The sequence below is a fragment of the Leptolyngbya sp. BC1307 genome (assembly GCF_002286735.1).
GTDB lineage: Bacteria > Cyanobacteriota > Cyanobacteriia > Phormidesmidales > Phormidesmidaceae > Phormidesmis.
This window is the reverse complement of record NZ_NRTA01000010.1, coordinates 106,851-129,398: the sequence shown is the minus strand read 5'-3', so window position 1 is coordinate 129,398 and position 22,548 is coordinate 106,851. Positions and strand designations below refer to the sequence as shown.

Annotated in this window: 19 protein-coding genes and 1 pseudogene; 10 read left to right on the top strand and 10 right to left on the bottom strand. The window is 53.8% G+C overall.

What is annotated here, in order from left to right; translation table 11 throughout:
- Positions 1-252 (bottom strand): helix-turn-helix domain-containing protein (locus tag CKL79_RS08435; protein ID WP_170944003.1); only part of this gene is annotated, 252 nt, incomplete at its 3' end.
- A gap of 222 nt (positions 253-474) precedes the next feature.
- On the opposite strand from CKL79_RS08435, the gene CKL79_RS08430 reads away from it, so the two are divergent.
- Together CKL79_RS08430 and rpsU are read left to right on the top strand one after the other, a co-directional pair.
- Positions 475-759 (top strand): RNA-binding protein, encoded by a 285-nt coding sequence (locus CKL79_RS08430; protein WP_121969135.1) that lies wholly within the window; start codon positions 475-477, stop codon positions 757-759.
- A gap of 194 nt (positions 760-953) precedes the next feature.
- Positions 954-1,142: a 30S ribosomal protein S21 gene (rpsU, locus tag CKL79_RS08425; RefSeq protein ID WP_006455111.1), complete on the top strand. Its 189-nt coding sequence runs from the start codon at positions 954-956 to the stop codon at positions 1,140-1,142.
- Positions 1,143-1,295: 153 nt separating this feature from the next.
- Here the strand turns inward: rpsU and CKL79_RS08420 are convergent, their stop codons facing one another.
- Entirely contained in the window at positions 1,296-2,291 is a 996-nt protein-coding gene (locus tag CKL79_RS08420; RefSeq protein WP_121969134.1) for a ribose-phosphate pyrophosphokinase, read from the bottom strand.
- A gap of 778 nt (positions 2,292-3,069) precedes the next feature.
- Positions 3,070-3,378: a DUF3067 family protein gene (locus tag CKL79_RS08415; protein ID WP_121969133.1), complete on the bottom strand. Its 309-nt coding sequence runs from the start codon at positions 3,376-3,378 to the stop codon at positions 3,070-3,072.
- A gap of 194 nt (positions 3,379-3,572) precedes the next feature.
- Here CKL79_RS08415 and petC point away from each other — a divergent pair, with 194 nt between their 5' ends.
- The 3 genes from petC (at position 3,573) to CKL79_RS08400 (ending at position 6,436) form a co-directional block, all read left to right on the top strand.
- On the top strand, positions 3,573-4,112 hold the full coding sequence (gene petC / locus CKL79_RS08410) for a cytochrome b6-f complex iron-sulfur subunit (protein ID WP_121969132.1): 540 nt from the start codon (positions 3,573-3,575) through the stop codon (positions 4,110-4,112).
- A gap of 122 nt (positions 4,113-4,234) precedes the next feature.
- Positions 4,235-5,167: a cytochrome f gene (petA, locus tag CKL79_RS08405; RefSeq protein ID WP_276299576.1), complete on the top strand. Its 933-nt coding sequence runs from the start codon at positions 4,235-4,237 to the stop codon at positions 5,165-5,167.
- A 156-nt stretch (positions 5,168-5,323) separates the two neighbouring features.
- Positions 5,324-6,436: a carboxylate-amine ligase gene (locus CKL79_RS08400; protein ID WP_121969130.1), complete on the top strand. Its 1,113-nt coding sequence runs from the start codon at positions 5,324-5,326 to the stop codon at positions 6,434-6,436.
- A 7-nt stretch (positions 6,437-6,443) separates the two neighbouring features.
- Here CKL79_RS08400 and CKL79_RS08395 read toward each other — a convergent pair whose 3' ends face one another.
- From CKL79_RS08395 to CKL79_RS08370, 6 genes are all read right to left on the bottom strand, one after another.
- Complete coding sequence (locus CKL79_RS08395; protein WP_121969129.1) at positions 6,444-8,033, bottom strand: glycoside hydrolase family 57 protein; 1,590 nt, start codon at positions 8,031-8,033, stop codon at positions 6,444-6,446.
- Between the two features lie 137 nt (positions 8,034-8,170).
- The gene (locus CKL79_RS08390; RefSeq protein ID WP_141242177.1) at positions 8,171-9,145 is read right to left on the bottom strand and encodes a hypothetical protein; all 975 of its coding nucleotides are present in this window, start codon (positions 9,143-9,145) and stop codon (positions 8,171-8,173) included.
- A gap of 213 nt (positions 9,146-9,358) precedes the next feature.
- Positions 9,359-10,438 (bottom strand): S41 family peptidase, encoded by a 1,080-nt coding sequence (locus CKL79_RS08385; RefSeq protein WP_121969127.1) that lies wholly within the window; start codon positions 10,436-10,438, stop codon positions 9,359-9,361.
- A 25-nt stretch (positions 10,439-10,463) separates the two neighbouring features.
- Complete coding sequence (locus tag CKL79_RS08380) at positions 10,464-11,699, bottom strand: M20 family metallopeptidase (protein ID WP_121969126.1); 1,236 nt, start codon at positions 11,697-11,699, stop codon at positions 10,464-10,466.
- A gap of 119 nt (positions 11,700-11,818) precedes the next feature.
- Positions 11,819-12,511: a dethiobiotin synthase gene (gene bioD, locus CKL79_RS08375; protein WP_121969125.1), complete on the bottom strand. Its 693-nt coding sequence runs from the start codon at positions 12,509-12,511 to the stop codon at positions 11,819-11,821.
- Between the two features lie 40 nt (positions 12,512-12,551).
- Complete coding sequence (locus tag CKL79_RS08370) at positions 12,552-14,528, bottom strand: serine/threonine-protein kinase (protein WP_121969124.1); 1,977 nt, start codon at positions 14,526-14,528, stop codon at positions 12,552-12,554.
- Between the two features lie 252 nt (positions 14,529-14,780).
- Here CKL79_RS08370 and CKL79_RS08365 point away from each other — a divergent pair, with 252 nt between their 5' ends.
- Together CKL79_RS08365 and CKL79_RS08360 are read left to right on the top strand one after the other, a co-directional pair.
- The gene (locus tag CKL79_RS08365; protein ID WP_121969123.1) at positions 14,781-16,268 is read left to right on the top strand and encodes a GAF domain-containing sensor histidine kinase; all 1,488 of its coding nucleotides are present in this window, start codon (positions 14,781-14,783) and stop codon (positions 16,266-16,268) included.
- A gap of 14 nt (positions 16,269-16,282) precedes the next feature.
- Positions 16,283-16,633: pseudogene (locus tag CKL79_RS08360) on the top strand (transposase); the annotation flags it as partial.
- A gap of 9 nt (positions 16,634-16,642) precedes the next feature.
- On the opposite strand, the gene CKL79_RS08355 reads toward CKL79_RS08360, so the two are convergent.
- The gene (locus CKL79_RS08355; RefSeq protein ID WP_121969122.1) at positions 16,643-17,335 is read right to left on the bottom strand and encodes a DUF389 domain-containing protein; all 693 of its coding nucleotides are present in this window, start codon (positions 17,333-17,335) and stop codon (positions 16,643-16,645) included.
- Positions 17,336-17,539: 204 nt separating this feature from the next.
- Between CKL79_RS08355 and CKL79_RS08350 the strand changes: the two genes are divergently transcribed.
- The 3 genes from CKL79_RS08350 to CKL79_RS08340 all read left to right on the top strand — a co-directional run bounded on the left by CKL79_RS08350 (position 17,540) and on the right by CKL79_RS08340 (position 22,504).
- Positions 17,540-18,370 (top strand): MOSC N-terminal beta barrel domain-containing protein, encoded by an 831-nt coding sequence (locus CKL79_RS08350; RefSeq protein ID WP_121969121.1) that lies wholly within the window; start codon positions 17,540-17,542, stop codon positions 18,368-18,370.
- A 126-nt stretch (positions 18,371-18,496) separates the two neighbouring features.
- Positions 18,497-20,128 carry an alpha-D-glucose phosphate-specific phosphoglucomutase gene (locus tag CKL79_RS08345; RefSeq protein ID WP_121969120.1) on the top strand — a complete coding sequence of 544 codons (1,632 nt, stop codon included), beginning with the start codon at positions 18,497-18,499 and terminating at the stop codon, positions 20,126-20,128.
- A 273-nt stretch (positions 20,129-20,401) separates the two neighbouring features.
- Positions 20,402-22,504: a hypothetical protein gene (locus CKL79_RS08340; protein ID WP_121969119.1), complete on the top strand. Its 2,103-nt coding sequence runs from the start codon at positions 20,402-20,404 to the stop codon at positions 22,502-22,504.
- The last annotated feature ends 44 nt before the right edge of the window (positions 22,505-22,548 follow it).

The following is a 22,548-nucleotide window of genomic DNA, read 5'->3' as shown; positions in this document are numbered from 1 at the left end:
GCGTTTTAGCCCATTCAGCGTCGCCTCAAAGCCATGTTCTCCCAACCGGCGGCGGATATTTTCCACTGTTTGGGGCCGACAGTTGAAGGCTTCGGCGATCAACTGGTCTGTCCAGTTCGGCCCTTCGGCATCTGCCTTTAGCAAAATCTGCGCACGACGAACCTTTTGGCTGCTACCGTTCAACCGTTTGATGACTTCGTGCAGTTCACTCTTCTCTGATTCACTCAATCGGACGATGTATCGTTTTTGCATAAAGCCCTCGTTCGCTTTATCCCAATCTCCCCCATTACAACACTCTTGACAACCCTCATTCTTAAACTTGACGCTGCACTAGTCAGCTAAATCAGACTTAAAAAGATGTGATATTGTGGTGAGCAATAACGATTAGGATGCTGAAGTTTAGTCTGCAATCGACAGCCGATTGAAAGCTTCACTCTGTTTATAAATTTCACATTTTTGGAGAGCCAGCGGGCTATGTCAATTTACGTCGGCAACTTGTCTTACAGTGTTAAAGAGGAAGATCTAGAGCAGGCTTTTACTGAGTACGGTAAGGTCAAACGCATCACTCTACCGACCGACCGTGAAACCGGTCGCCCCCGTGGTTTTGCCTTTGTAGAGATGGAAGAAGAAGCCAAAGAAGATGCCGCGATTGAAGCGCTAGATGGCTCTGAGTGGATGGGTAGAGAGCTGCGGGTCAACAAAGCCAAACCTCGTGAGCCGCGCGGCAGCAAGCCCTCTAACAACGGTGGATGGGGCTAAGTGCCTGCTGAAGGATTCGGTCTGTACACCGCGATCTAAGCACCTGAAGATCTGAGCGCCTGAATATCTGAGCATCTGAATATTTTGACGGCCCGATGGTGAGGCGTTTTGCTTGCCATCGGGCTAGCTATATCGCTCAAGCTGAGATAGACTAGGAGGCTGTAGTCAAGCTTAATTAAGGAGGTGAAAAATGTATGGCTCAAGTGGTCCTCGGACAAGATGAAAATCTCGAAGCCGCGCTCAGACGCTTTAAGCGCAAAGTAGTGCGAGCAGGTATTTTCCAAGACATCAAGAAAAACCGCTATTTTGAGACACCTCCCGAAAAGCACAAGCGTAAAGCGCTAGCCAGACAGCGTCAGCGCAAGCGTCGTTCTCGTCGCTAAATGCCTTCGGCAGCCCGGTGAAAATCGGTTTTAGAAAAGAAAGGGCCGACGATTTGCTTGAATGCGATCGCCGGCCCTTTTTATCTTTGTAGATTATTTTCTTTCTCGTACTGTAGTCTTCGATAAGCTAGAAGAATCAGCTACAAGCCCGCATCAGCCCCTAAACATGCTGCTCACCGAACTCTCTTCGTGAATTCGCCAGATGGCTTCACCCAGCATATTGGCTACCGACAGCATCGTCAGTTGCTCAAAGTGCCGGTCCGCCGGAATCGGAATCGTATTCGTCACAATCACCTCTTCAAACAGGCCGCTCGATAGCCGCTCAACTGCTGGAGGCGAAAACACTGCATGGGTAGCGCAGGCATATACCCGCCTGGCCCCATTTTCTCGTAGTACTCTCGCCCCTTCGCAGATTGTGCCAGCGGTGTCGATCATGTCATCGACTAAAACCGCTGTCATTCCTTCCACATCGCCAATTAGGTTCATCACCTCAGCGACATTGTGAGCCTGCCTGCGTTTGTCGATAATCGCTAGCGGCGCATCATTTAGCATCTTGGCAAAGGCGCGAGCACGAGCGACCCCGCCCACATCAGGCGATACCACTACCAGGTCTTCAATTTCCTTATTCGCCAGATATTCCACCAGTACGGGCGAACCGTAAACGTGGTCACAGGGAATATCAAAATAGCCCTGAATTTGCGCAGAATGCAGATCTAAAGCGAGCAGCCGGTCGGCCCCCGCTTGAGTGATCAAGTTAGCGACCAATTTGGCCGTAATTGACTCGCGCCCAGCGGTTTTACGGTCAGCTCTAGCGTAGCCATAGTAAGGCACCACCGCTGTAATCTGCCGCGCCGAGGCCCGATGGCAGGCATCGATCATAATCAGCAGTTCCATCAGGTTGTCATTGACCGGATGGCAGGTGGGCTGGACTAAATAGACATCGCAGCCGCGAATAGATTCTTGAATCTGGACGTAAAGCTCACCATCCGCAAAGCGCTTGCGCACCATCGGTCCTAAGTCAGTGCCCAGATAGTGAGCGACTTCTCTAGAAAGCGCCCGATTGGATGAGCCTGAAAAAATCTTCAGCCGACTATTGGTTTCGATGCGCGAAAGCACCGTCTTCAGCGGCAGTGTTGCAGAGCTAATCACAGCAGGCCCTCAAAACGTAGTAAGGATAGTAAAAAATAGCGCTAGGTAAATCGGTATGATAAAAAATGGCTGATAGGCTTGTGTTTCAGATGCTTTTTATCTCAGTTGCTTCTTCTCAGATGCTTTTTAATGCGTTTTTGGGTTGCTAACTCGGTCGAGCAGCCATCTTAGCGACGCTAGCGGGCCAGAGGATGGATGGGGGCAGGAAGTGTACTTAGCTTGGCACCTAACTTGCAGACAGAGGCTTGCAGATAGAGGCTGTCAGACTAAGATGCGGCGATATTAAACATGTTAATTTTTTTGCGATGTCACTTGGAATACAGAGGCTTGCTGCAATCAACCGATATTCTTCAGAGATGACTCTTCAAATATTTACAGTTGCGGCGTCGCCTTTACCCGCCTGCCCATGGTAGCAAGCACCTCCCGTTAAAAGAGAGACGAGTTGGCGGCCGTGCTAACGCTTTTTTATGCCGATAGGTCTGTATTGAGAAAAATGGTTTTAAGAGGAAGGGGCGATCGCTAGACCTGCGCCGTGATCCCGAAGGAAGACGCAAAGACGAGTAGTAAGTGCCCTTATCAAATTTTAACAAACTCAATTTTAGTATACAAAAGCACTCCTAGAAAGCGCCTCTGTCCAAACGCTCAACTCCGATTAGGCTACAGGGTATCAAGAACCTCCTCATGCTTCCTCAATTTCTTTACAGAGATTGAATTTTCTTTGCGTGCCGATATAGCAAACGCGAAAGCTATTAAGTACCGCTGCAGATTGTGCTGAACGCTAGAGCAGCCATTCAGAAGCCCGCGCACCTAAGTCAACCGGAATACTCACGGCCTTACCTAGCCGAGGTCGCTCCTGGGTCTGCTCTACAAAGGCTTGAATCTGATCGGCTGCGCCCCAGGCGTTGAGATAGGCCGCGACTTCGTCTAAGTGGGCTAGGTAGTCGCCTTCACTCATCGGAAAAGAAGCTTGCTCCAGGTAGCGCCACATCACCTGGAAGAAAATCTTTCGCGGTAGCTTGCGGAGCTGTACGTCGTAGGAATATCCCCACTTTTGGATCAGTAAGGCTTGCAGATCTTGTCCGGTCATGTCTGTTTACATATGTTTACAGCATCAAACGAGTTCTCAATCAAAACACGGTGGAGGCTCTGAACGATGTAATAATATTCTAAGAAATTGCAAACTTCTATGACAGCTCTGTAGCGGCAAAGCCGTGGAAGCTAGCCCAGGCGGCGTCTCAGTTTTCAATTCATGTTTTAATGTAGCGTTTAGATAGCTGACCTATGACCCAAGCTTCTGGCAACCCCGATGTCCCTGATTTGGGGCGTCGCCAATTTATGAATCTGCTGACCTTCGGGACCATCACCGGTACCGTTTTGGGCGCTTCGTATCCCATTGTTAAGTATTTCATTCCGCCGAGCAGCGGTAGCAGTAGCGGCGGCGTCACCGCGAAAGACGCGCTGGGTGATGACGTCAAGGTCGCTGCATTTTTAGAGGAGCACCAGCCGGGCGATCGCGAGCTAGTGCAGGGGCTTAAAGGCGACCCGACTTATCTTGTGATCAAAGAAGAGGGCGGTCTAGAGAGCTACGGTATCAGCTCTATTTGCACTCATTTGGGCTGCGTAGTGCCCTGGGATGTCAATGCTGGCAGGTTTGTTTGCCCGTGTCACGGCTCTCAGTACGACGCCACTGGCAAAGTCGTCCGAGGCCCTGCGCCGCTGTCTTTGGCACTGGCCCATGCCGATGTCAACGAAGACGACAAAGTGGTGCTCACCAATTGGACAGAGACCGATTTTCGGACAGGCAATAAGCCCTGGTGGTAAGGCAATCGCCCGCCTCCTCAAGTTTGCCCGTGATTGAACCGTTAACTTGCTAGCACGCACGCATGAAAACCCTACTTCCAAGTTCCATGACCGCTAAGTTTGGCTCCTATCTCAGAACCGGGATGCGAGGCGCAGGCGCTCTCCTGGCAGCCTTCATTCTGCTTTGCTCTAGTAGCTGGGCGCTGCCTCAGTCTGCTGCGGCCTATCCTTTTTGGGCGCAAGAAAACTATGAATCTCCCCGAGAGGCCACAGGCCGTATCGTTTGCGCCAATTGTCACCTGGGCGAAAAGCAAACTGTTTTAGAAGTGCCGCAGTCTGTTTTGCCCGATACCGTTTTTAAGGCGATCGTCAAAATTCCTTACGATACCGATATGCAGCAGGTGTTGGGTGATGGCAGCAAAGGTGGCCTGAACGTTGGCGCTGTGCTGATGTTGCCTGAGGGCTTTAAAATTGCGCCAGAAGACCGCATTCCTGAGGAGATGAAGGAAGAAGTCGGTAACACCTACTTCTTGCCCTACAGCCCTGAAGAAGAAAATATTGTTCTCGTCGGCCCGGTGCCTGGTGAGCAGTATCAGGAGATTGTTTTTCCAGTTCTCTCGCCTGACCCTGCCACCAATAAGAACGTTCACTTTGGCAAAAATCTGGTCTTTGTTGGCGGTAACCGAGGGCGCGGGCAGGTCTACCCAACCGGCCAAGCCTCTAATAATGCGGTTTACAATGCTTCGACAACCGGCACGATTTCAGCGATTGATAAAACTGACACGGGCTACAGTGTGAGCATTGTTAAAGAAGATGGCAGCACCATCACTGAAGAGATTCCAGTTGGCCCTGAGCTGCTAGTCAACCAGGGTGACGCGGTAGAAGCCGGTAAGCCTTTGACCAGCAACCCTAATATGGGCGGTTTTGGCCAAACTGAAAAAGAGCTGGTGCTTCAGAGCCCGACTCGGGTGAAAGGTCTGATTGCTTTCTTAGTCGCCATTAGCCTTTCGCAGATTTTGCTCGTCCTCAAGAAGAAGCAGGTTGAGCGGGTGCAGGCAGCTGAAATGAGCTTTTAGGCTGTAGAAATCTTGGGTTGGTTTACATCCAGATTGTCTTAAAAGAGTGAGTGCTCAATCGGCGCTCACTCTTTTTTTGTGTTTTCTTTGCTCACTCTTTTTTTGTGTTTTCTTTTGTGTTTTCATTGAAGGTATCCCTATGGCCGACATCGATTCATGGCAGATACAGGTTTCACTATTGGTGTAGAAGAAGAATATCAAATCATCAATGTACAAACGCGGGAGCTAGCTAGCCAGTCAAGCAAACTGGTAGATGCCAATCAGCAGGATGAGCAGCCTCAGGAATTGCTCTATGAGATGCACCGCTGCCAGGTTGAGATTGCTACAGGCATTTGTCATACCTTAGATGACGTCCGTCAGGAGCTGGTAGGGGCTAGGCGGGCAGCTATTGTCGCCGCTCAGGAAAATGGGCTGGCGATCGCCGCTGCTGGCACCCACCCCTTCTCCCATTGGAAAGACCAGCAAACCACCCCAAAAGACCGCTATCGGAAGCTTAGAGAAGACTTGCAGCAGCTGATTCGAGAGCTGATTATCTTTGGCTGTCATGTGCATGTCGGCATTGCCAATAAAGAGGCAGCGGTCGAAGTGGTCAACCGGTCCCGGCAGTGGCTACCGGCACTGCTGACGCTTACTGCTAATTCACCTTTCTGGCTAGGCAACGAGACCGGCTACCAGAGCTATCGCACAGAGCTGTGGTGCCGGTTGCCTACCGCTGGCCCGCCGCCTCAATTCAAAAACTACGCTCACTACCAGTCCACCGTTCAGCAGCTAATTGACACCCATATCACCGACGACCCCACCAAAATCTACTGGGACATTCGCCTCTCAGAGCGATTCCCCACCGTTGAATTTCGCGTCGCCGATGTCTGCGGCACGCTGGATGAAGCGGTTATGTACGCAGGTATCGTTCGCGCCCTAGCCCAAACCTGCCATCAGGACTTTGAAAACGGCAAACCCTATCCTGAAGTTCAACCAAAGCTGCTCAAAGCAGCCATGTGGCAGGCTGCCCGCTACGGCACAGAGGGAGAGCTGATTGACTTCAGCGTGACCAAATCTGTTGCCGCCCCCGAGCTAATTCGCACTTTGCTGCGCTATATTTGCCCCGCCTTAGAGCGTCATGGCGATTGGACGTTTGTCAGTCAGCAGGTTGAGAATATTCTCAGCCAGGGCAACAGCGCCCAGCGTCAGCAGCAGATCTATCAGGCCAAAGGCAGCTATCAGGCCGTTGTTGACTATTTAGTTGAGCAGACTAGGCGGGGTGTTATTTAGCCTTTAGCTACAGCGGGCGATAGGTGCGGTAGTTGAGGTTAGGAAAGATGTTGTCAATTTCTTCTACTTTCTCTAGCCAGCCCGAGTCAATTTCCTCGGCGCGAATATCTTCCCAGAGTTTGTTAAAGCGCATCAGGTGCGATCGCGTTCTCCTGACTGCATAGGGCACCATCGTGCCGGTGCGCATAATAAAGGCCCAGTCAGAGGCTTGGGCTAGCAGCAGCTCGCGGGCTGCCTGGTTGAGCGATCGCCATTCCAGCTCATCGGCTGGTTCCCGGCGGGCCAGCTCGATCATCCGCTCAGCCGCTTTGTGTAAATGCGGATAGATCCAGGCGTTAGTCTCATTTAGCCAGTACTCATGAAACCCTTTGTAGCCCCAGCTTGACTGTGAAGGCCGGGCTACCTGCTGCGTCGGATTGCTGCTCAAATAGTCGCTCAGGTGCGTCATTTCGTAAGTGTCTTGGTCGAACCAGCTCTTGCGGAAAAAGTAGTCTAAAAACCAAGGCCCTTCGTACCACCAGTGGCCATATAGCTCCGCGTCATAAGGCGACACTACAATTGGCTTACGCTGCATCAAGTTGTGCAAATTGCCCACCTGCTGCTGGCGGTTTTCCATAAAGTTACCCGCGTGCTCAGCGGCCTTTTCTTTGGCCCAGTAAGGGTCGTACCAAACTTTATCTGCGAGCCCTAGACCCTTACCAGTGATCTTGTGGTACTTGATGCCGACATTCTTACGCTGACCGTTGGGCATGATGTAAGGCTTAATATACTCGTAGTCTGCATCCCAGCCCAGATCGCGATAAAACTCGCGGTACTCAGGCGCGCCCGGATAGCCTACCTGAGAAGACCACACCTGCTGAGAAGACTCATGATCGCGGCCAAAAGCCGCCACCCCAGTCTCGGTATAAATCGGCGCATAGGCTCCATAGCGAGGCCGGGGCCGGGCGTACAAAATGCCGTGCCCGTCGGTGAGAAAATACCGCAGCCCCGCATCGGCCAGCATCCGCTCTAGCCCTTCGTAGTAGGCACACTCTGGTAGCCAAATGCCATTGGGCCGACGGCCAAAGCTGTCTTCATAGCTCTGAGCAGCCACTTCTATCTGTGCCCATACCGCCTCCGGGTACATTTTCATCAGCGGCAGATAGCCGTGCGTCGCCCCGCAGGTGATAATGTCCAGATTGCCGCTCTCAAGGTACTCTCTAAACCCTTTAACCAGGTTGCCGCCGTAAGACTCCCAGACCTGGCGCACCTGGTTGAATTCTTTGGCGTAGTATTCGGCCAGATAGCGAATGTGACCATTGTGCGCATTGCGCTCTATCTCCATCTCCAGCAGCTCTTCTAGCTGGGCGAGGTGAGCATCGTAGCGCTCTTGCAGCAGCGGGTCTTGCAGCATGGCCACCAGCGGCGGCGTCATGCTCATGGTCATCTTAAAATCGACGCCATCCCGCTTAAGCCCCGCAAACATACTGAGCAGCGGTACATAGGTTTCGGTAATCGCTTCAAACAGCCATTCTTCTTCTAAGACAAAGTCGCTCTCGGGGTGGCGAACAAAAGGGAGATGGGCGTGAAGGACGAGTGCAACATAACCGATGGACATAGGAGAGACGCCTACAAAATTCTGCGCAAAGCTATAAAGCGTTCAATTCCAACCAGGTAATTCAACGCCTTACGCTTAAGAGATTGTACGGCAAAAGCCTGTCCAGAATAAGCCGATCCCCAAAGGACGCTGCTGCCTTAGCCTGCCTGCGGGCAGCGACCGTCCGGCTGATACCACACCAGAGATTCGCCAGCATCACCGCGCCAGCGCATCCAGCCTTCGGTGGTTGTCGCCCCTACTAGCGGCTCGCAGGTAGCTGCAGGCCCAGTCACCCGCACTCGCATCCAGTCGCCCTCAAAGCTCAGCGGCTCAATCAAACTGTCGGCAGCGACCAGGGCAATCATGTTAGTGGCAAGTTCAGGCTGCGATCGCAGTGGCTGCGTCTTCTCGCGCGCCAAAAAATAAAGCGAATCTTGGGCCTGCAATCGATCTTCCCACTCTTCTATCACTAAAGGCACCTCGCCTAAAGCCAGCTGTGAGGTATGCGCCCAGGCACTGCCGCCAGCCGTATACTGCACCCTAAACCAGCCGTCTTCACGGACTTCCAGCACTGGAAACGTGTACAGATTTTCGTAAGCCTGCACCATCGCAAAGCCCGCATCGCGGCCAATGGCCAGCGCCGTCTGCCCTTGAGGAATGAGCCAGCCCTGGTAGATCCAGCCCCAATAGTCCCCGTCTGGGGAGACATAGAGCGGCAGCATGACTGATTGCAGCCAGTCTGCGGGGCTATCTGAACTGTCAGACGGTAGCGTGTCTAAATCTTGAGGGCGCAGTTGGCCCACGCTCATAATGGCCGTCGTATCCGCTGAGAGATCAACAATGCCTGAGACGGTAGGCGAAAACGGCTCTGGGGCGGGGCTAGGCGCAGGCGGCGGGGCGATCGCCGTCTCTTCTGGCACGCTCTCTTCGTCAGTCTGCACATCCGCCTGAGCGACTATCAAAGTCCCTAGCTGATTGTTTTCGACTGGCCCACCGTCAGTCTGAGCGATCGCCGCAGGCGCGCCCAAAACCAGCGCGGCCCCTAAAACCCAGCCCACCCCCTGCTGCCCTTTTAGCACTCGCCAGATCGAAGGTTGCCGAGTGGAGCATTGCGTTGTCGAAAGCGGAGCCATGAAACCTTACCTTGAACGAAGACATAACCAAAAACATAACCCAATGCGCTCAGGCTCACTAATGTCAGCAGCTGAGAGCTTATGTATTCTATATTCGCGCTAGCGTCTTGCCATCCATAGCGTTTTGTAATTAGTCTCGCTTGCCAATAGCTGAGTTTACGTAGGAGAGGTGCAATCAATAGCGATCGCTAGCCTGCTGGCGCAATCTTCTGTCTAGCGAATTTTTCCTAAGTTACTGACCAAATCCTGCTGCATTCGGTCTAGTTCAGCTTCTATCAGGGTGAGTGAATCCTCTAGCTCCCGCCGCAGACTGCTTTCTAAAGTTTTTGCAAACGGTCCTTCGGCATCTCGCAACAGTTTCCTAAAGGCCAGTAGCTGTCCGGTCTTTAAAGCGAGCTCTACAGGCACCTTGAAGTCTGGCGGCACCCCGCTTCCTTCCCAGTTTTCGCCAGAGACCAGACTAATTGCCTGCCCCGTGGGAATAAACATCCAAAAGTGATCGTGCAAGCGAAAGCCTGACCCCGGATTGGCCCCACCTGCGGTCGTCTCGCCCACAATCACCGCCCGCTTGAGATGTTTGAGGTTGTAGGCAAATTCTTCAGCCGCAGAAAAGGTCTCCGGGCCAATCAGCACATACACTGGCCGATCGAGATAGCGTGTGCCAGGCAGGTAGGGCAGCGTCCAAGACTGCTGCGTTTGATCGGCTTTGGCCCAATACAGATCGGTTAAATGCACAGCCGGATAGGCAGGCAGCAGATAGCTAGTCAGCAGCGCCACCATGCTAGCCGAGCCGCCCCGGTTGTGGCGCAGGTCAATAATCAGCGCGCTGGTATGGGCCAAAAACCGCATCGCGGCAGCGGCGGTCTCACCGGCAAATTCGGGCGGCTCAAAGCTAAACAGCTCCAAGTAGCCCACATTGCCGCGCAGTCGCTCTACCCGGTTAAAGTCAAAGTTTCGCAGTTCGCTCAAGCGACGCTGATGGGCGAGTTCTTCAGGCGGTATTTCAGTTTGCGGGGAGAGATTGGGCAGCACTGCTGGGCTATAACACACCTTTAAGTGCTGATCGCCGCTGAGGGCCTGTAGCTGGGCGGTTAGGGTTTGCGCTAGCTGCGGGCCGCTGTTGATATCCTGATAGCCTTCAGCGAGGCGATCGCGCATATCCTGCTGAATCTTACTGGCCACTGCCGGAAAAGCATACTCATTCAGCTGGTCGATCACCGCTTCTAGCACCGCCGTCCGGGTCGCCGCATCCAATGTATCCGTATCACCCGCCGGGTCAGGAGCACTCATCATAGATCTGCTTAGCTACACCGCTACCTTACGCTGCTATCGGACAAAACTTCTCGACGATGCGCACAAAGGTCTCTACCCCTACGCTCAGAGCCGTCTCATCAAAGTCAAAGCGAGGGTGATGGTGCGGATAGTCTAGCCCTTTAGCGGCATTTGCCGAGCCCAAGAAAAAATAGCAGCCTGGCACCGCCTGCAAAAAGAAAGACACATCTTCGCCGCCCATCGTCTGGCATTCAGGAACCACACCTACCGGCGTCTCGACAACCGATAGCGCTACTGACCGCACCAGATCGGCGATCACCTGATCGTTGATCACTGGCGGATAAAGCTTTTGGTAGTCCAAATCGTAGGTCGCGCCGTGGGCCGCGCAAACTCCCGCGATAATCTGCTCCAGGCGCTCGGGAATCAGCTCACCATAATCAGGGTCAAAGTAGCGCACCGTCCCGCTCAAAAACGCACTGTCAGCAATCACATTCACCGCCGTGCCCGCTCTAAATTCGCCGATAGAAACCACCGCCGCCTTGAGCGGATCGATATTGCGAGACACCACTGTTTGCAGCGCATTGACCACCTGAGCGCCAACCACCACCGCATCTACCGTCTGCTGCGGAATCGCCCCGTGACCGCCTTTGCCCTGAATAGTGCAGTGAAAAAATTCGGTTGCGGCCATCATCGGCCCGCTGCAAACGCCTAGTGTGCCCAGCGGCAAGTTATTCCACAGGTGTAGACCCACCATGGCATCGACCGCTGGGTCAGTCAGCGCCCCGGCGTCGATCATTGGCTGAGCGCCCCCGGGACCCTCTTCGGCTGGCTGAAACAAAATTTTCACCGTGCCCGCAAACTGATGGCGATGTTCGCTGAGGTACTTTGCGGTGCCCAGCGCGATCGCCACATGCCCATCGTGACCGCAAGCGTGCATTTTACCCGCATGAACAGAGCAGTAGGGCACCTCATTGCGCTCCTGTACCGGTAGCCCGTCCATATCCGCGCGAATCGCCAAAACCGGTACGTGATCTTCTGCCCCTCGGCTTCCTTGCCCCTCGATCACCGCCACCAGCCCCGTCTTCGCCACTCCGCTCTGATGCTGAATGCCCCAGGACTGAAGGCGATCGCTAATAAACCGAGCCGTGATCTCCTCCTGGAAGCCCAGCTCGGGCCGCTGATGCAGCTGTCGCCGCCAATTGACCAGCTCGCTCTGCAAAGCGCGAATCTCAGGCCGCAGCGCTGAAAAGTCTTGAGTAAGCGGGCGAGAGAGCGTCTGCATAGTTTCCTGTGGGCAATTCTTTGAACAATCCTTTCGGCAGTTCTCCTATCTTGACAGATTTTTTTTAGCCTGACTGTCAATCTAGTCTAATCAGCACTTCTGCTCGGATGCAAATGACTTTATGCCCAAAAAGCCGCTGGCATCAGCTGCTCCAGGTCGAGTTTAGCCGCCGCCGCCGCCAGTACTTCTGGATCTTTAGTTTGGCTGAGGTAGGGCAGTGTCCCGATTACAGGCACCCGAGTGAGCGACTCGATCATCCAGGCCGGAGCCCAGTGCTCAATTTGAGCCGGCGGGCAGGGCCGGGTGCAGTTCAGCACGATTCCGCGCAGCTTTACTTTTTTCTGCTCTGCAAGGGCCACATTGGCCACCGCCGCTGCGATCGCCCCTAATCTCACGGGCACCACCAGCACCGCTGGCAATCGCCACTGGTGCGCGACCTCTGCCACCGTCAGCTCTGCAGTCATGGGCGATCCGAGCCCGCCTGCCCCTTCTACCAGTACCCAGTCGCGCTCGGCCTCTAGCTGAGAGAACACCTGCCAGGCTTTAGCCAGATCGACGCGCTTACCCTCTATCGCCGCAGCTAGCGGTGGGGCAATCGGCGTTTTGTACCACAGCGGATTAATTTGCTCGGGCGTTTGATCCAGGTCAAACAGGCGGCTGTAGAGTTCGCGATCGCCCGTCCCTGACTGCACTGGCTTACATACCCCCAAGCGATAGGCCCAGCAGTATCGCTGCCAGTAGGCCACCAGCGCTGAGGTCAGCACCGTCTTACCACTGTCTGTATCGGTTCCGGTGATCAGCAACGCCGCCAAGCTAACTCTCCTCTATATTCCATTCCAATCGCCTGTAGCCTCACTCTGCTGGCACCTGGTCACTCGCCCGAATCTCCAGCGTAAACTCTGCAGCCTGGCTAGACGTTACGTCAATCGCATAGTCACCGCCAACAGGCAAAAAGCTCTGCCAGAACACAATGCCGCTAGCATCAGCCATCATCTCACCGCCGGGCATCAGCACATCAAAAACGACCGGCCCTTGCGAATCAGTGATTCGCGCCGTCAAAATCTGACCTTCTCTAGCGTTAACCACATAGCGGCGTACCTGACCCGGCCTAACGCCATTAGCAACTAGCACCCCATCCGAGCCGCTAGGAAAAGACACTCGCTGAGACTGAACATCCGGCTGTACGGGCGGTTTAGGTGTGGTAGGAGTGCCCTGACCGCCGCCGTTATCCGGGGTTTCGGCCTCGCCCCCGTCTGGGTCTGCCGGTTCGGGCAGTGGGCTCAAATTAATATTCAGTCGATAGTCGCTGCTGGCAACACCGCGCACCGGACTGAGCTGCACCCGATATTCGCCGTCTGTTTTGAGTTCTCCTTCCCAGCTAGGTACGCGGTCAGCCCGGCGACCGACAGGGTTACCATCTGGCCCGAGCACGCTGAGCAGCACCCCTTCACCTTCTAGCGCGGCTGTTAGCGTTTGTCCCGCCTGACCGGTTAGCGGGTAGTTTACCTTGTCGCCACCGCGCAGATTCCCTTCAACAGTCTTAGTGACTCCGGGTTCTAAGTTCAGCGGTGGCTGCTCATACTCCACTGGGTCGGGGGCAGCCTGGGTCGGCGTGGGCGTTGGGCTCTCCAAAGGCGGCAGCGACGTGATCGTCGGGGTCGGGGTGCTACCTGCGTCTAAAGACTGGACGACTGCCCAACCGCCAAAGCCAGCGATCGCCGCCAACCCGATTGCTAACGCCCCCACCGCCAGCGGATTTTCTAACATCGACGGGCGATCTTGCTCAGAGGGCATTGCCAGCCGGGTGTTGGGCTGACGCATCGTTGTCGGTCGGCTAACGGTGGGGTTACCCGGTTGGCCGGGCCGATAGTTGGTAGAACTGGGCGATCGCAGCTCCGGATTAGGGCGACCTACCGCCACTGTTTTCATCTGCGAAGCCGGCGGGCCTGCCAGGAGGGGTGGCGTTGCACCTGTAGCGGTAGCACCGCTGAGACGACTAGACTGTAGCGCCTGGGCCATCTGGCTGACTGACTGAAAGCGATCGCCCGGCCTGTAGCTCAGCGCTTTGTTCAATACTTGGGCTAGCTCCGGGCTAACGGTCACTTCATCCTGCCATCGCCAAGCCGCATTCACATCGTCGAATAGGCTCTGCGGCTCTTTGCCAGTCAGCAGCACAATGGCCGTCACTGCTAGCGCATACAGGTCGCTGCTGGGATAGGCTCTGCCAGTCTGCATTTGCTCACTGGGCGCGTAGCCTGCCTTTCCTACCGTCGTCGCCTGTGGTGATGTGCCATCTAGATGCATCCGCGTCACCACTTCTTTGACCACACCAAAATCAATCAGCACTGGCAGTCTGTCCTGCTGGCGCAAAATGATATTGTCCGGGCTCACGTCTCGGTGAATAATTCCTTTGGCATGAATATGCGCTAGCACCGGCAGCATCTGCTGCAAAAACTGCCTGACTTCAGTTTCTGAAAAGGCTCGCCCCTGCTGTCGCCGCTGATCTAATACTGCGTGGTAGGTTGGCCCCTCTACATAGTCCTGCACTAAAAACAGCCGTTCTTCTTCTTCAAAGGTCGCTCGAAACTTAGGAATCTGCGGGTGAATAATCTGGTACAGCACCGACGCCTCCCGCTGAAAAAGCTGAGTCGCCTTGTCCGAAAAGCGATCTTCTCCCTGCAGCGGCACAAATTCTTTAATGGCACAGCGCTCATTAAATCGACCCTGATCTTCTGCTAAGTAGGTCCGACCAAATCCGCCCTGACCTAGCAACTGAACAATTCTGTAGTGATTTTGAAGCAGGGTGCCAATTGGGATAGCAGTTTGCATAAGCTGGACGTGTTCTAAAACGTACTTTATTAAAGTTGCGTTACATGGCCCAGTCAGTTTGCGCCGGGCTGATTGGTCAGTTCGCACCATCAGTCTACTCTATGTTTTTACCGATAGGTGAGAGGCGTCAGCCACTCTGAGAACAGGCGGTAGAGCCTTTGTCCTGGCAGATTCTGTAAAGCTACGGGTTTATCTCTTTAGAGCCTCCGGGAATGCTGAATTCAGCTTATATCCCTATTCAGTGCGCAGCGCATGACTTACGGTACTTCTAAAATCACAGATCAGACCTCAGCTGGCGACAAAGCCATCCCCGTGAGGCTCTCTTGTCTCTTAGAAGGTCCTTCGCCCGAGCAGCGCGATCACAATCGCACCCGAGCCTTAATTCGCCTCAATTTACTAGGCAACGCTGCGATCCCGATCTTTGACGAAGCGACTCAGAGCATCTCCCGGCTGCTGGCCATGCCCATTTGCATACTCAGCGTCGTCGATGCCGAAATGCAGCGCTTCAAATCCGTTGTCGGGCTTTCCAGCCTCGGGCTGATGAACCAGCTTGCTGCCACCCGACGTCTTCCCCGATCAGAGTCTTTCTGTACCCAAGTGATCGACAGTGGCAAAGTTTTTGCCCTAGAAGATGCCACAGCCCACCCTGCCTTCTCCCGCAGTTTGCTGGTTCAGCAGTACGGCCTTCAGTCTTATCTAGGAGTGCCGCTAGTAACGACTGAAGGCTGCTGCATCGGCACGCTGTCCGTGATGGATCTACTCCCCCATCGGTTTACTCCACAAGAGATTGCCCTTTTGGAGCTAAGCGCTCGCTGGAGCATGAGCGAGTTTGAAAAGCAACAGGCGCTTACGGCCCTGGCAAAAGTTGCTTCTCCTTCGCACACAGCCGCTAACGCCCTAGAAAAATCGCTACTCTCAAAGATCAGTCGCGTTCGCTCTGACTTGGTGATTCAGCTCACGCAAGATCTGCACAATCCGTTGACTTCTATCGCTGGTATGGCCAATATGCTCAGCCGGGAAATCTATGGCCCTCTGAGCGAAAAGCAGCGAGAATATACCAAAATTGTTCTGAGCAGTAGTCAACAGCTGCTCAGCATAGTCGATGAAATTGTTGAGATTGGCAATCTCAACGAAGATAGCTATCAGCTGGTTTTGACTGCTGTAGACATTGAAATGCTTATTCAGCAGGTACTGGCTTCACTTGAAGAGCAAGCAAGCAAGCAAGACCTGAAGCTCAAACACACAGTAGAGCCCGGTTCTCGTATCTGGAATTTAGATAAGCGGATAGTCAAGCAGCTAATCTATCATCTGGTTTCAAGTTTGGCTGAAATGTCTACTGCCGGCAGTACTGTTCGCATGCATGTCTCTCGCAAAGAAGACAGTATCAATATTGCTTTTTGGGTTTCGAATCCCTGGCTAGGTGAGGATCTGCCTCAGGCAATCATGGCCTGGGAGCAAGGTAACTTTCTCACGCCGCTAGCCCGCCCGCCAGCAGCTTCTAAAATGACTTATGTCACCGCAGACGAAGGATTTGCAGACAGTGCGTTATCAAACGAGACAGCAGATGTCTGCGAAGCACCGGCCACTGTCAAAAAAGCAGATGTGTCTCGTCAAGAGTTGGGCCTTTTACTCAGTCGGCACTTAACCAAAATGCATGGTGGGGAGACATTTGTTCAAGGATCTGCGCCTACTGGCTATCGCTACATCATCAGCCTACCGGCTTTGGAATCGTTTAAGTAGGTGAAGATGCCTAATACGCTTTTTCACCCAAACTCGAACAAGCCTATACCCTGCGAGAGGAACTGACCGGGATCTTTGAGCAGGCTTACACCAAGCCGGGAGCAAAGTGCGCCATTCGGGCCTGGTGTAAGCGGGTGCGCAAGAGTGGGATAGAGGCATTTGGCACTTTCCTAGGCACGATTGAAACTCGGCTCGACCCAATCACCAACTACTTTCTTGAACGATTGACCAGTGGATTCGTTGAGGGATTTAACAATCGGGTGAAGGTGCTCAAGCGTCGATGCTACGGCATCTTTGATGTAGACCGACTTTTTCAACGGCTCACACTCGACACCAAGGGCTTTGAGTTATTCGGCTTTGCCTGAACGCTACATCTAGTGCCCACCACGGGAATTCCCGAAGAGCCCTGATTTTTCACTTCCAGCTATATCTGTCTGAACACTCGAATAAAACAGCAACAGGGTTGCAACGCCTGACGCCACAATCAAAGTGACATTTATGCCGAGGAGCGCAATGCCGCCCCATCCGCGAATAGGGTCGTGAGAGAGAAACGCGATCGCACCGGCTACTCCAGCCGGGACCAGTGCCAGAGCAGCAACCACGCCTACCAGCGTATCGGTTTTACGCTCAGTCAGCGCCACCATTCCGGCAATGCCCGCAGCAATTGCAGTGACGACGCTATACCAACCAGGACTGACTCGCTCCTGTAGCAGTGCTTTATTGAGCAGGCTAGTCTCTTCAGGTAGAACGTCAGTAACGTTTAGCAGCCAGGTAATGACTAGCGCTGCAGCCATCGCAATGCTCAAGCCCAGAATGGCAGAAATCGTCCCTTCAAGTGCTAGCCTCGGCTGACGGTTTACAACAGAAAATGAAATGAGGGCTAGAGGGGGAAGCGCTGGCGCAATCACCATCGAACCAATCAGTACCGGCACAGAATTAGTCAGTAGGGCGATCGCTGACAGCACCCCAGCGGTAGCCATTAGTACAATGTAGGAGGCATTGAACTCGCTGAGTTCAGCCACGTGTTGAACGGTTTCAGGCGCAACAATTTTGAGTCGAGAGGACATGTATACGAGGAGAAAGTAGCTTCCTCACTATAGGCTCTTTAACTTGTCTCCCTTTGAAACTTCTTAAGCTAGAGTGAGTCCTCATTTTGCATGATATCCCGTTTGAATTTTTTACCAATCCGCCCAGTATTCAACGGGTACAGGTCTAGAATGTGATGTCAGGTTGAAAAACAGATCCTGAGACCCTCTATAAGGAATCCTGCCATGATGGCCCTGACGTTAAGCGGCCTGTCTGTGTATCCGATCAAGTCGGCAGCCGGGATTGCTGTGAATGAGGCGCAAATGACGCCGCGCGGGTTGCAATATGACCGGCGATGGATGGTGGTAGACGATCAGGGTAAGTTCATCACTCAGCGGCGGTTTCCGCGCATGGCGCTGATTGGGGTAGCGATCGCCGATCAATTACAAATTACCGCGCCCGGCATGCCCGACCTATCGGTGCCGCTGACGGCAGAATCATCGGAGCGAGTGAAGGTAAAAGTGTGGGGAGACGGCTGTGAGGCGATCGCCCTTCCCCCAAAAACCAAACAATGGTTCACCCAGTTCATCGGTATCGACTGCCAGCTCGTGTACATGCCCGACAGTTCACACAGGCCCACCGATCACGGCAAATTTGGCAGCGAAAATTTGGTCAGCTTTGCCGACGCCTACCCTTACTTGCTCATTTCTGAAGCGTCTCTAGCAGGGCTGAATCGCAAACTATCAGAGCAGCGAAAGTCACTGGTTCCGATGAGCCGCTTTCGGCCCAACTTGGTGATTAAAGGCGACATTGCGCCTCACGCTGAAGACAGCTGGCAGCAGATACAGATGGGCGAGGCGGTGTTTGACTTGCCGAAGCTGTGTTCCCGCTGCTCGATTCCCAATGTAGATTTGCAAACCGGGCATCGCACCTCAGAACCCAGTCAAACTCTGGCTACCTACCGCGCCTGGGACAGAGGTATCTGGTTTGGCCAAAACTGCATTCAACAGGGCAACTCGGGCGTTACTTTGCGCATCGGCGACCCGGTAAAGGTATTACGGGCGATCGCAGATTAGGAGGTCACGTAGAATACTGAGAGAAATCTCCCATTCGTCTTAGAGTGCAGATACGGCAATATGAGATCATAGTCGCTAGCGCGTAGCGGCATTCATTCAGACGTAACCACTAAGAAATTATTCATAATGGCTATTCAAACGGTTTCCACCACTCCTTTTGACGACCAAAAGCCGGGCACCTCAGGTCTGCGTAAACAGGTACCCACCTTTCAAAAAGCCAACTATCTAGAAAATTTCGTTCAATCCACATTCAATAGCCTTGCCGACTATCAGGGCAAAACGCTGGTGCTCGGTGGCGATGGCCGCTACTTTAACCGCCCCGCCATTCAAACTATCTTAAAAATGGCCGCAGCCAACGGCGTGGGCAAAACTCTGGTCGGTCAGGGCGGCATTCTCTCTACACCCGCTGCCTCCTGCCTGATTCGCAAATACGACGCTTTCGGTGGCCTGATCCTCTCCGCCAGCCACAACCCCGGTGGCCCAGAAGGTGACTTTGGCGTCAAGTACAACGTTTCTAACGGCGGCCCGGCTCCCGAAAAAGTCACCAGCGCCATTTTTGAAAATACTAAATCCATCAGCGAATATAAGATCGTCGAGGCTGATGACGTTGATCTCGATACGCTGGGTAAGACTCAGCTCGGCGAAATGACTGTAGAGGTGGTCGATGCTGTTGCTGACTACGCTGATCTGATGGAAAAGCTATTCGACTTTGGCAAAATTCGTCAGCTCCTGAAAGGTGATTTCAGTATGTGTATGGATTCGCTCCATGCGGTCACTGGTCCCTATGCCAGGGCGATTTTTGAGCAGATGCTGGGCGCGAAAGCCGGTACCGTCACCAATGGCGAACCGCTAGAAGATTTTGGCGGCGGACACCCCGATCCAAACCTGGTGTATGCGCACGATTTGGTTGAGACTATGTTTTCGAGCAGTGCGCCTGACTTTGGGGCGGCTTCGGATGGGGACGGCGATCGCAACATGATCCTCGGCAACAATTTCTTCGTCAACCCCAGCGACAGCCTGGCGCTGATCGCCGCGAATGCCACCCTGGTACCGGGCTATAAAAACGGACTCTCCGGCGTTGCCCGCTCCATGCCGACCAGTCAAGCGGTTGACCGGGTAGCCGAAAAGCTAGATATAGACTGCTACGAAACGCCCACCGGATGGAAATTCTTCGGCAATCTGCTAGATGCGGATAAAATTACCATTTGCGGCGAAGAAAGCTTTGGCACGGGATCCAACCACGTCCGCGAAAAAGACGGGCTCTGGGCAGTGCTGTTCTGGCTGAATATTTTGGCGGAGCGTCAGCAGTCGGTTGAAGAAATCGTCACTGAGCACTGGAAAACTTACGGGCGCAACTTTTACTCGCGGCACGATTACGAAGGAGTCGATAGTGCTAAGGCGAATGAACTGATGGCGGGATTGCGATCGCAGCTCTCCGATCTCCCCGGCCAACCCCTCGGCGACTACACCGTGGACTACGCCGACGACTTCAGCTACACCGACCCCATTGACGGCAGCGTCAGCGACAAACAGGGTATTCGGATTGGCTTCACCGACGGCTCACGCATGGTCTTTCGCCTGTCGGGCACCGGCACCCAGGGGGCCACGCTGCGGCTGTATCTAGAAAGCTACGAACCAGACGAAGCCAAACACAGCCTCGATCCGCAAGAAGCGCTCAAACCGCTGATCGTCCTGGCCGATGAAGTCGCCAAAATTCAGGCCCTCACCGGACGTGACCAGCCTACGGTAATCACTTAGAGCAACTGCTTAGAATCGACGTTTTTTTAACCGGGTGAAGAGAAAGCTTACTTGAATCTCTTCGCCCGTTGGTGGCTTTAAACAGACAGCGATTATCCCGGAAAACTGCCAGATAACCGCCGCTCAACAGCGGTAGTGCGCGAGTGATTTTCGCAAATAGCGTGATGCGCCAAAATATGTCTGCTACGATTTCTCCTATACTGCTTGTTTAATAGATAAGTGACCTAAAGCTTTAGACAGCTTTGCTGCATTCTGGCCATCTGAGCGAGCGACATGAAATATTGGGAATTTCTGATCCAAAAAGAAGGCGACCAAACCTGGCTACCTCTGGCGTCCCAGCAGATTGATATTTTGGCCGGTCGCTACCGCGTGATTGCTCATACAGACCGCATCAGCGCCCCTTTAAGAATTCGGATCGCTCAGCTGCCCACAGACGATCTGTCTTCGCAACCAAAAATTCGCCAGCGAACAGATAAAACCAACGAGTCTGGGCTGGTCTTGGTGATGCCCTATGTCAATCTTCAGCCAGGCCAGTGGGCGCTGACGTGCAGCAGCCTCGGTCTGACCGGTGACACCGAGGCTGCAAGTGAAGACGGTTGGCAGTATGGCCTTAAGCTGCAGGTGTTTTCTGGAACTGATGAGGATGGGCCGATGGGATGGCCTGCTGGTTCGGCGGCGGCACACCGCAGCGCAGACTCTAATGGTTCAGCCATTCCCTTAGTTAATAGAGCTCTGCCCCTAGCTCAGGCTCAGCTGCACCAGCAGATGACTACCGCTGATTTTGCCCCGGCGAGTGAGATGACTAGCCCTAGCTACCGGGTTTCGCTCAGGCAGCAAGCCTATCTCGCTCAACAAAACCAGCCCATGACGATTATGGGACAGGTCAACGCGCTTTCGCAGCAGCATCAAGAAGATATTAGTGAGCTGTGGATTCGTCTCCAAGATCCGCAGACTGCAGCGGTGATCATGGAGGCGCATAGGCCGCTGAGCTTAGCCCGACTACCTGCCGACTTTAAGGTGCAGATACAGCTACCTGCCGAGGTGACAACGCAGCTGATCTTAGGTGAGGTCTCTCTTCGGGCCGCCGCCAACGCCGCAGGCAGTCCGTCCGTATTGGCGTCTACCGCTTTTACAATTACCGCAGGCATTGACCGACAGTTGGCGGCGATCGCCAGTCAAGATGCCGGCCCATTTGAAGAAGCCTCAGGCTTCTCAGATGCGACGCCACCGCTAGCCGAACAAAACAGCAGCGATGATATCTCCATACCTGCTCTAGATCCAACCCAAAGACCGAGTAATCCGGCCATCGGGGTTGTTCAACCGCCTGATCCAGATCGCAACTTTGGGCAACCGCCTCCCCTTCAGCCAGAGCTGCCCGACTTCGCTGCTTATCGTCCTGCTGCTGAACCGGCACCGTCTGGATCGCGCTCGTCTATGGTGTCGCAACCGGCTCAGTTTGTCGGTACCAGCATCGAGAACGACGATCTGGAGGCCGATGAGATTGCTGCTGTCTTAGAAGACATCGATCAGGATCTGCGCTTAGAAGATTCTGATCTAAATGCGTTCGAGCCGCCTGAAATAGATCTGCCTGCCGATCAGCCATCCGATACGTCTTTCGATCTGCCTGCCCCTGAGACAGAAAGCAAACCCTCTGGTCAACGGGCCAAGGCTCATATGGCCTTTCAATCGCTGAAGCTCAAAGATCATTTCTGGCAACGGCTCTCAGCGCTTACCCATGAGAGCCATCAAGAAGCCGCCAAGATCGCCGAGGGAATGGAGGCCGCTGGCATCAGCCGGCAGCGGTCAATTGATCTGCCGGTCACCTCAGAATTTTCCTTAGATGATGAAGTCGTTATCTATGACGATGAACCTACCGCGACTCAGTCAGCGGTAGCTGAGTCGCCTACTGTCCCCGTTGCCAACCGGCAGGAAAGCGTCCCAGCCTTCAATACTGATCGGTCTGTTCTGCCTAGTCCACCTGCTCAGACAGCTCAGTCATTTTCTCGATCTGATCAGCCTGAAATGGCGCTGCCCGTCATCAGTGTGCCAGTGGGAGATTTGGTGGCAGGAGAGTTGGTCACCGTTACAGTGCGAACTCGTCCGTCTGCCTATAAGCCTTTCATTAAGCTATGGATGGTAGATCGGCAGAGCCGCACGCTCGTGACCGAACCCCAGACGTTGACCGATTTGTTGCCCGATGCCCTCGGAGATTTGCAGTCAACGGCTCAATTGCAGGTACCAATGGACTGCTTAGATGTGCAGATTGCGGCGATCGCCATAGACATGGCCACTCGCGAGGAAAGTGGCAAAGCCGTCGTCAACCGGCACGTCGTTCCTGCTGGCCAATCATCGGGCAATAGCCGCTTCAGGCTTTAGGTCCAGGCTTTAGATCCAGACTTGAGCGATGCGACCAGGCCGCT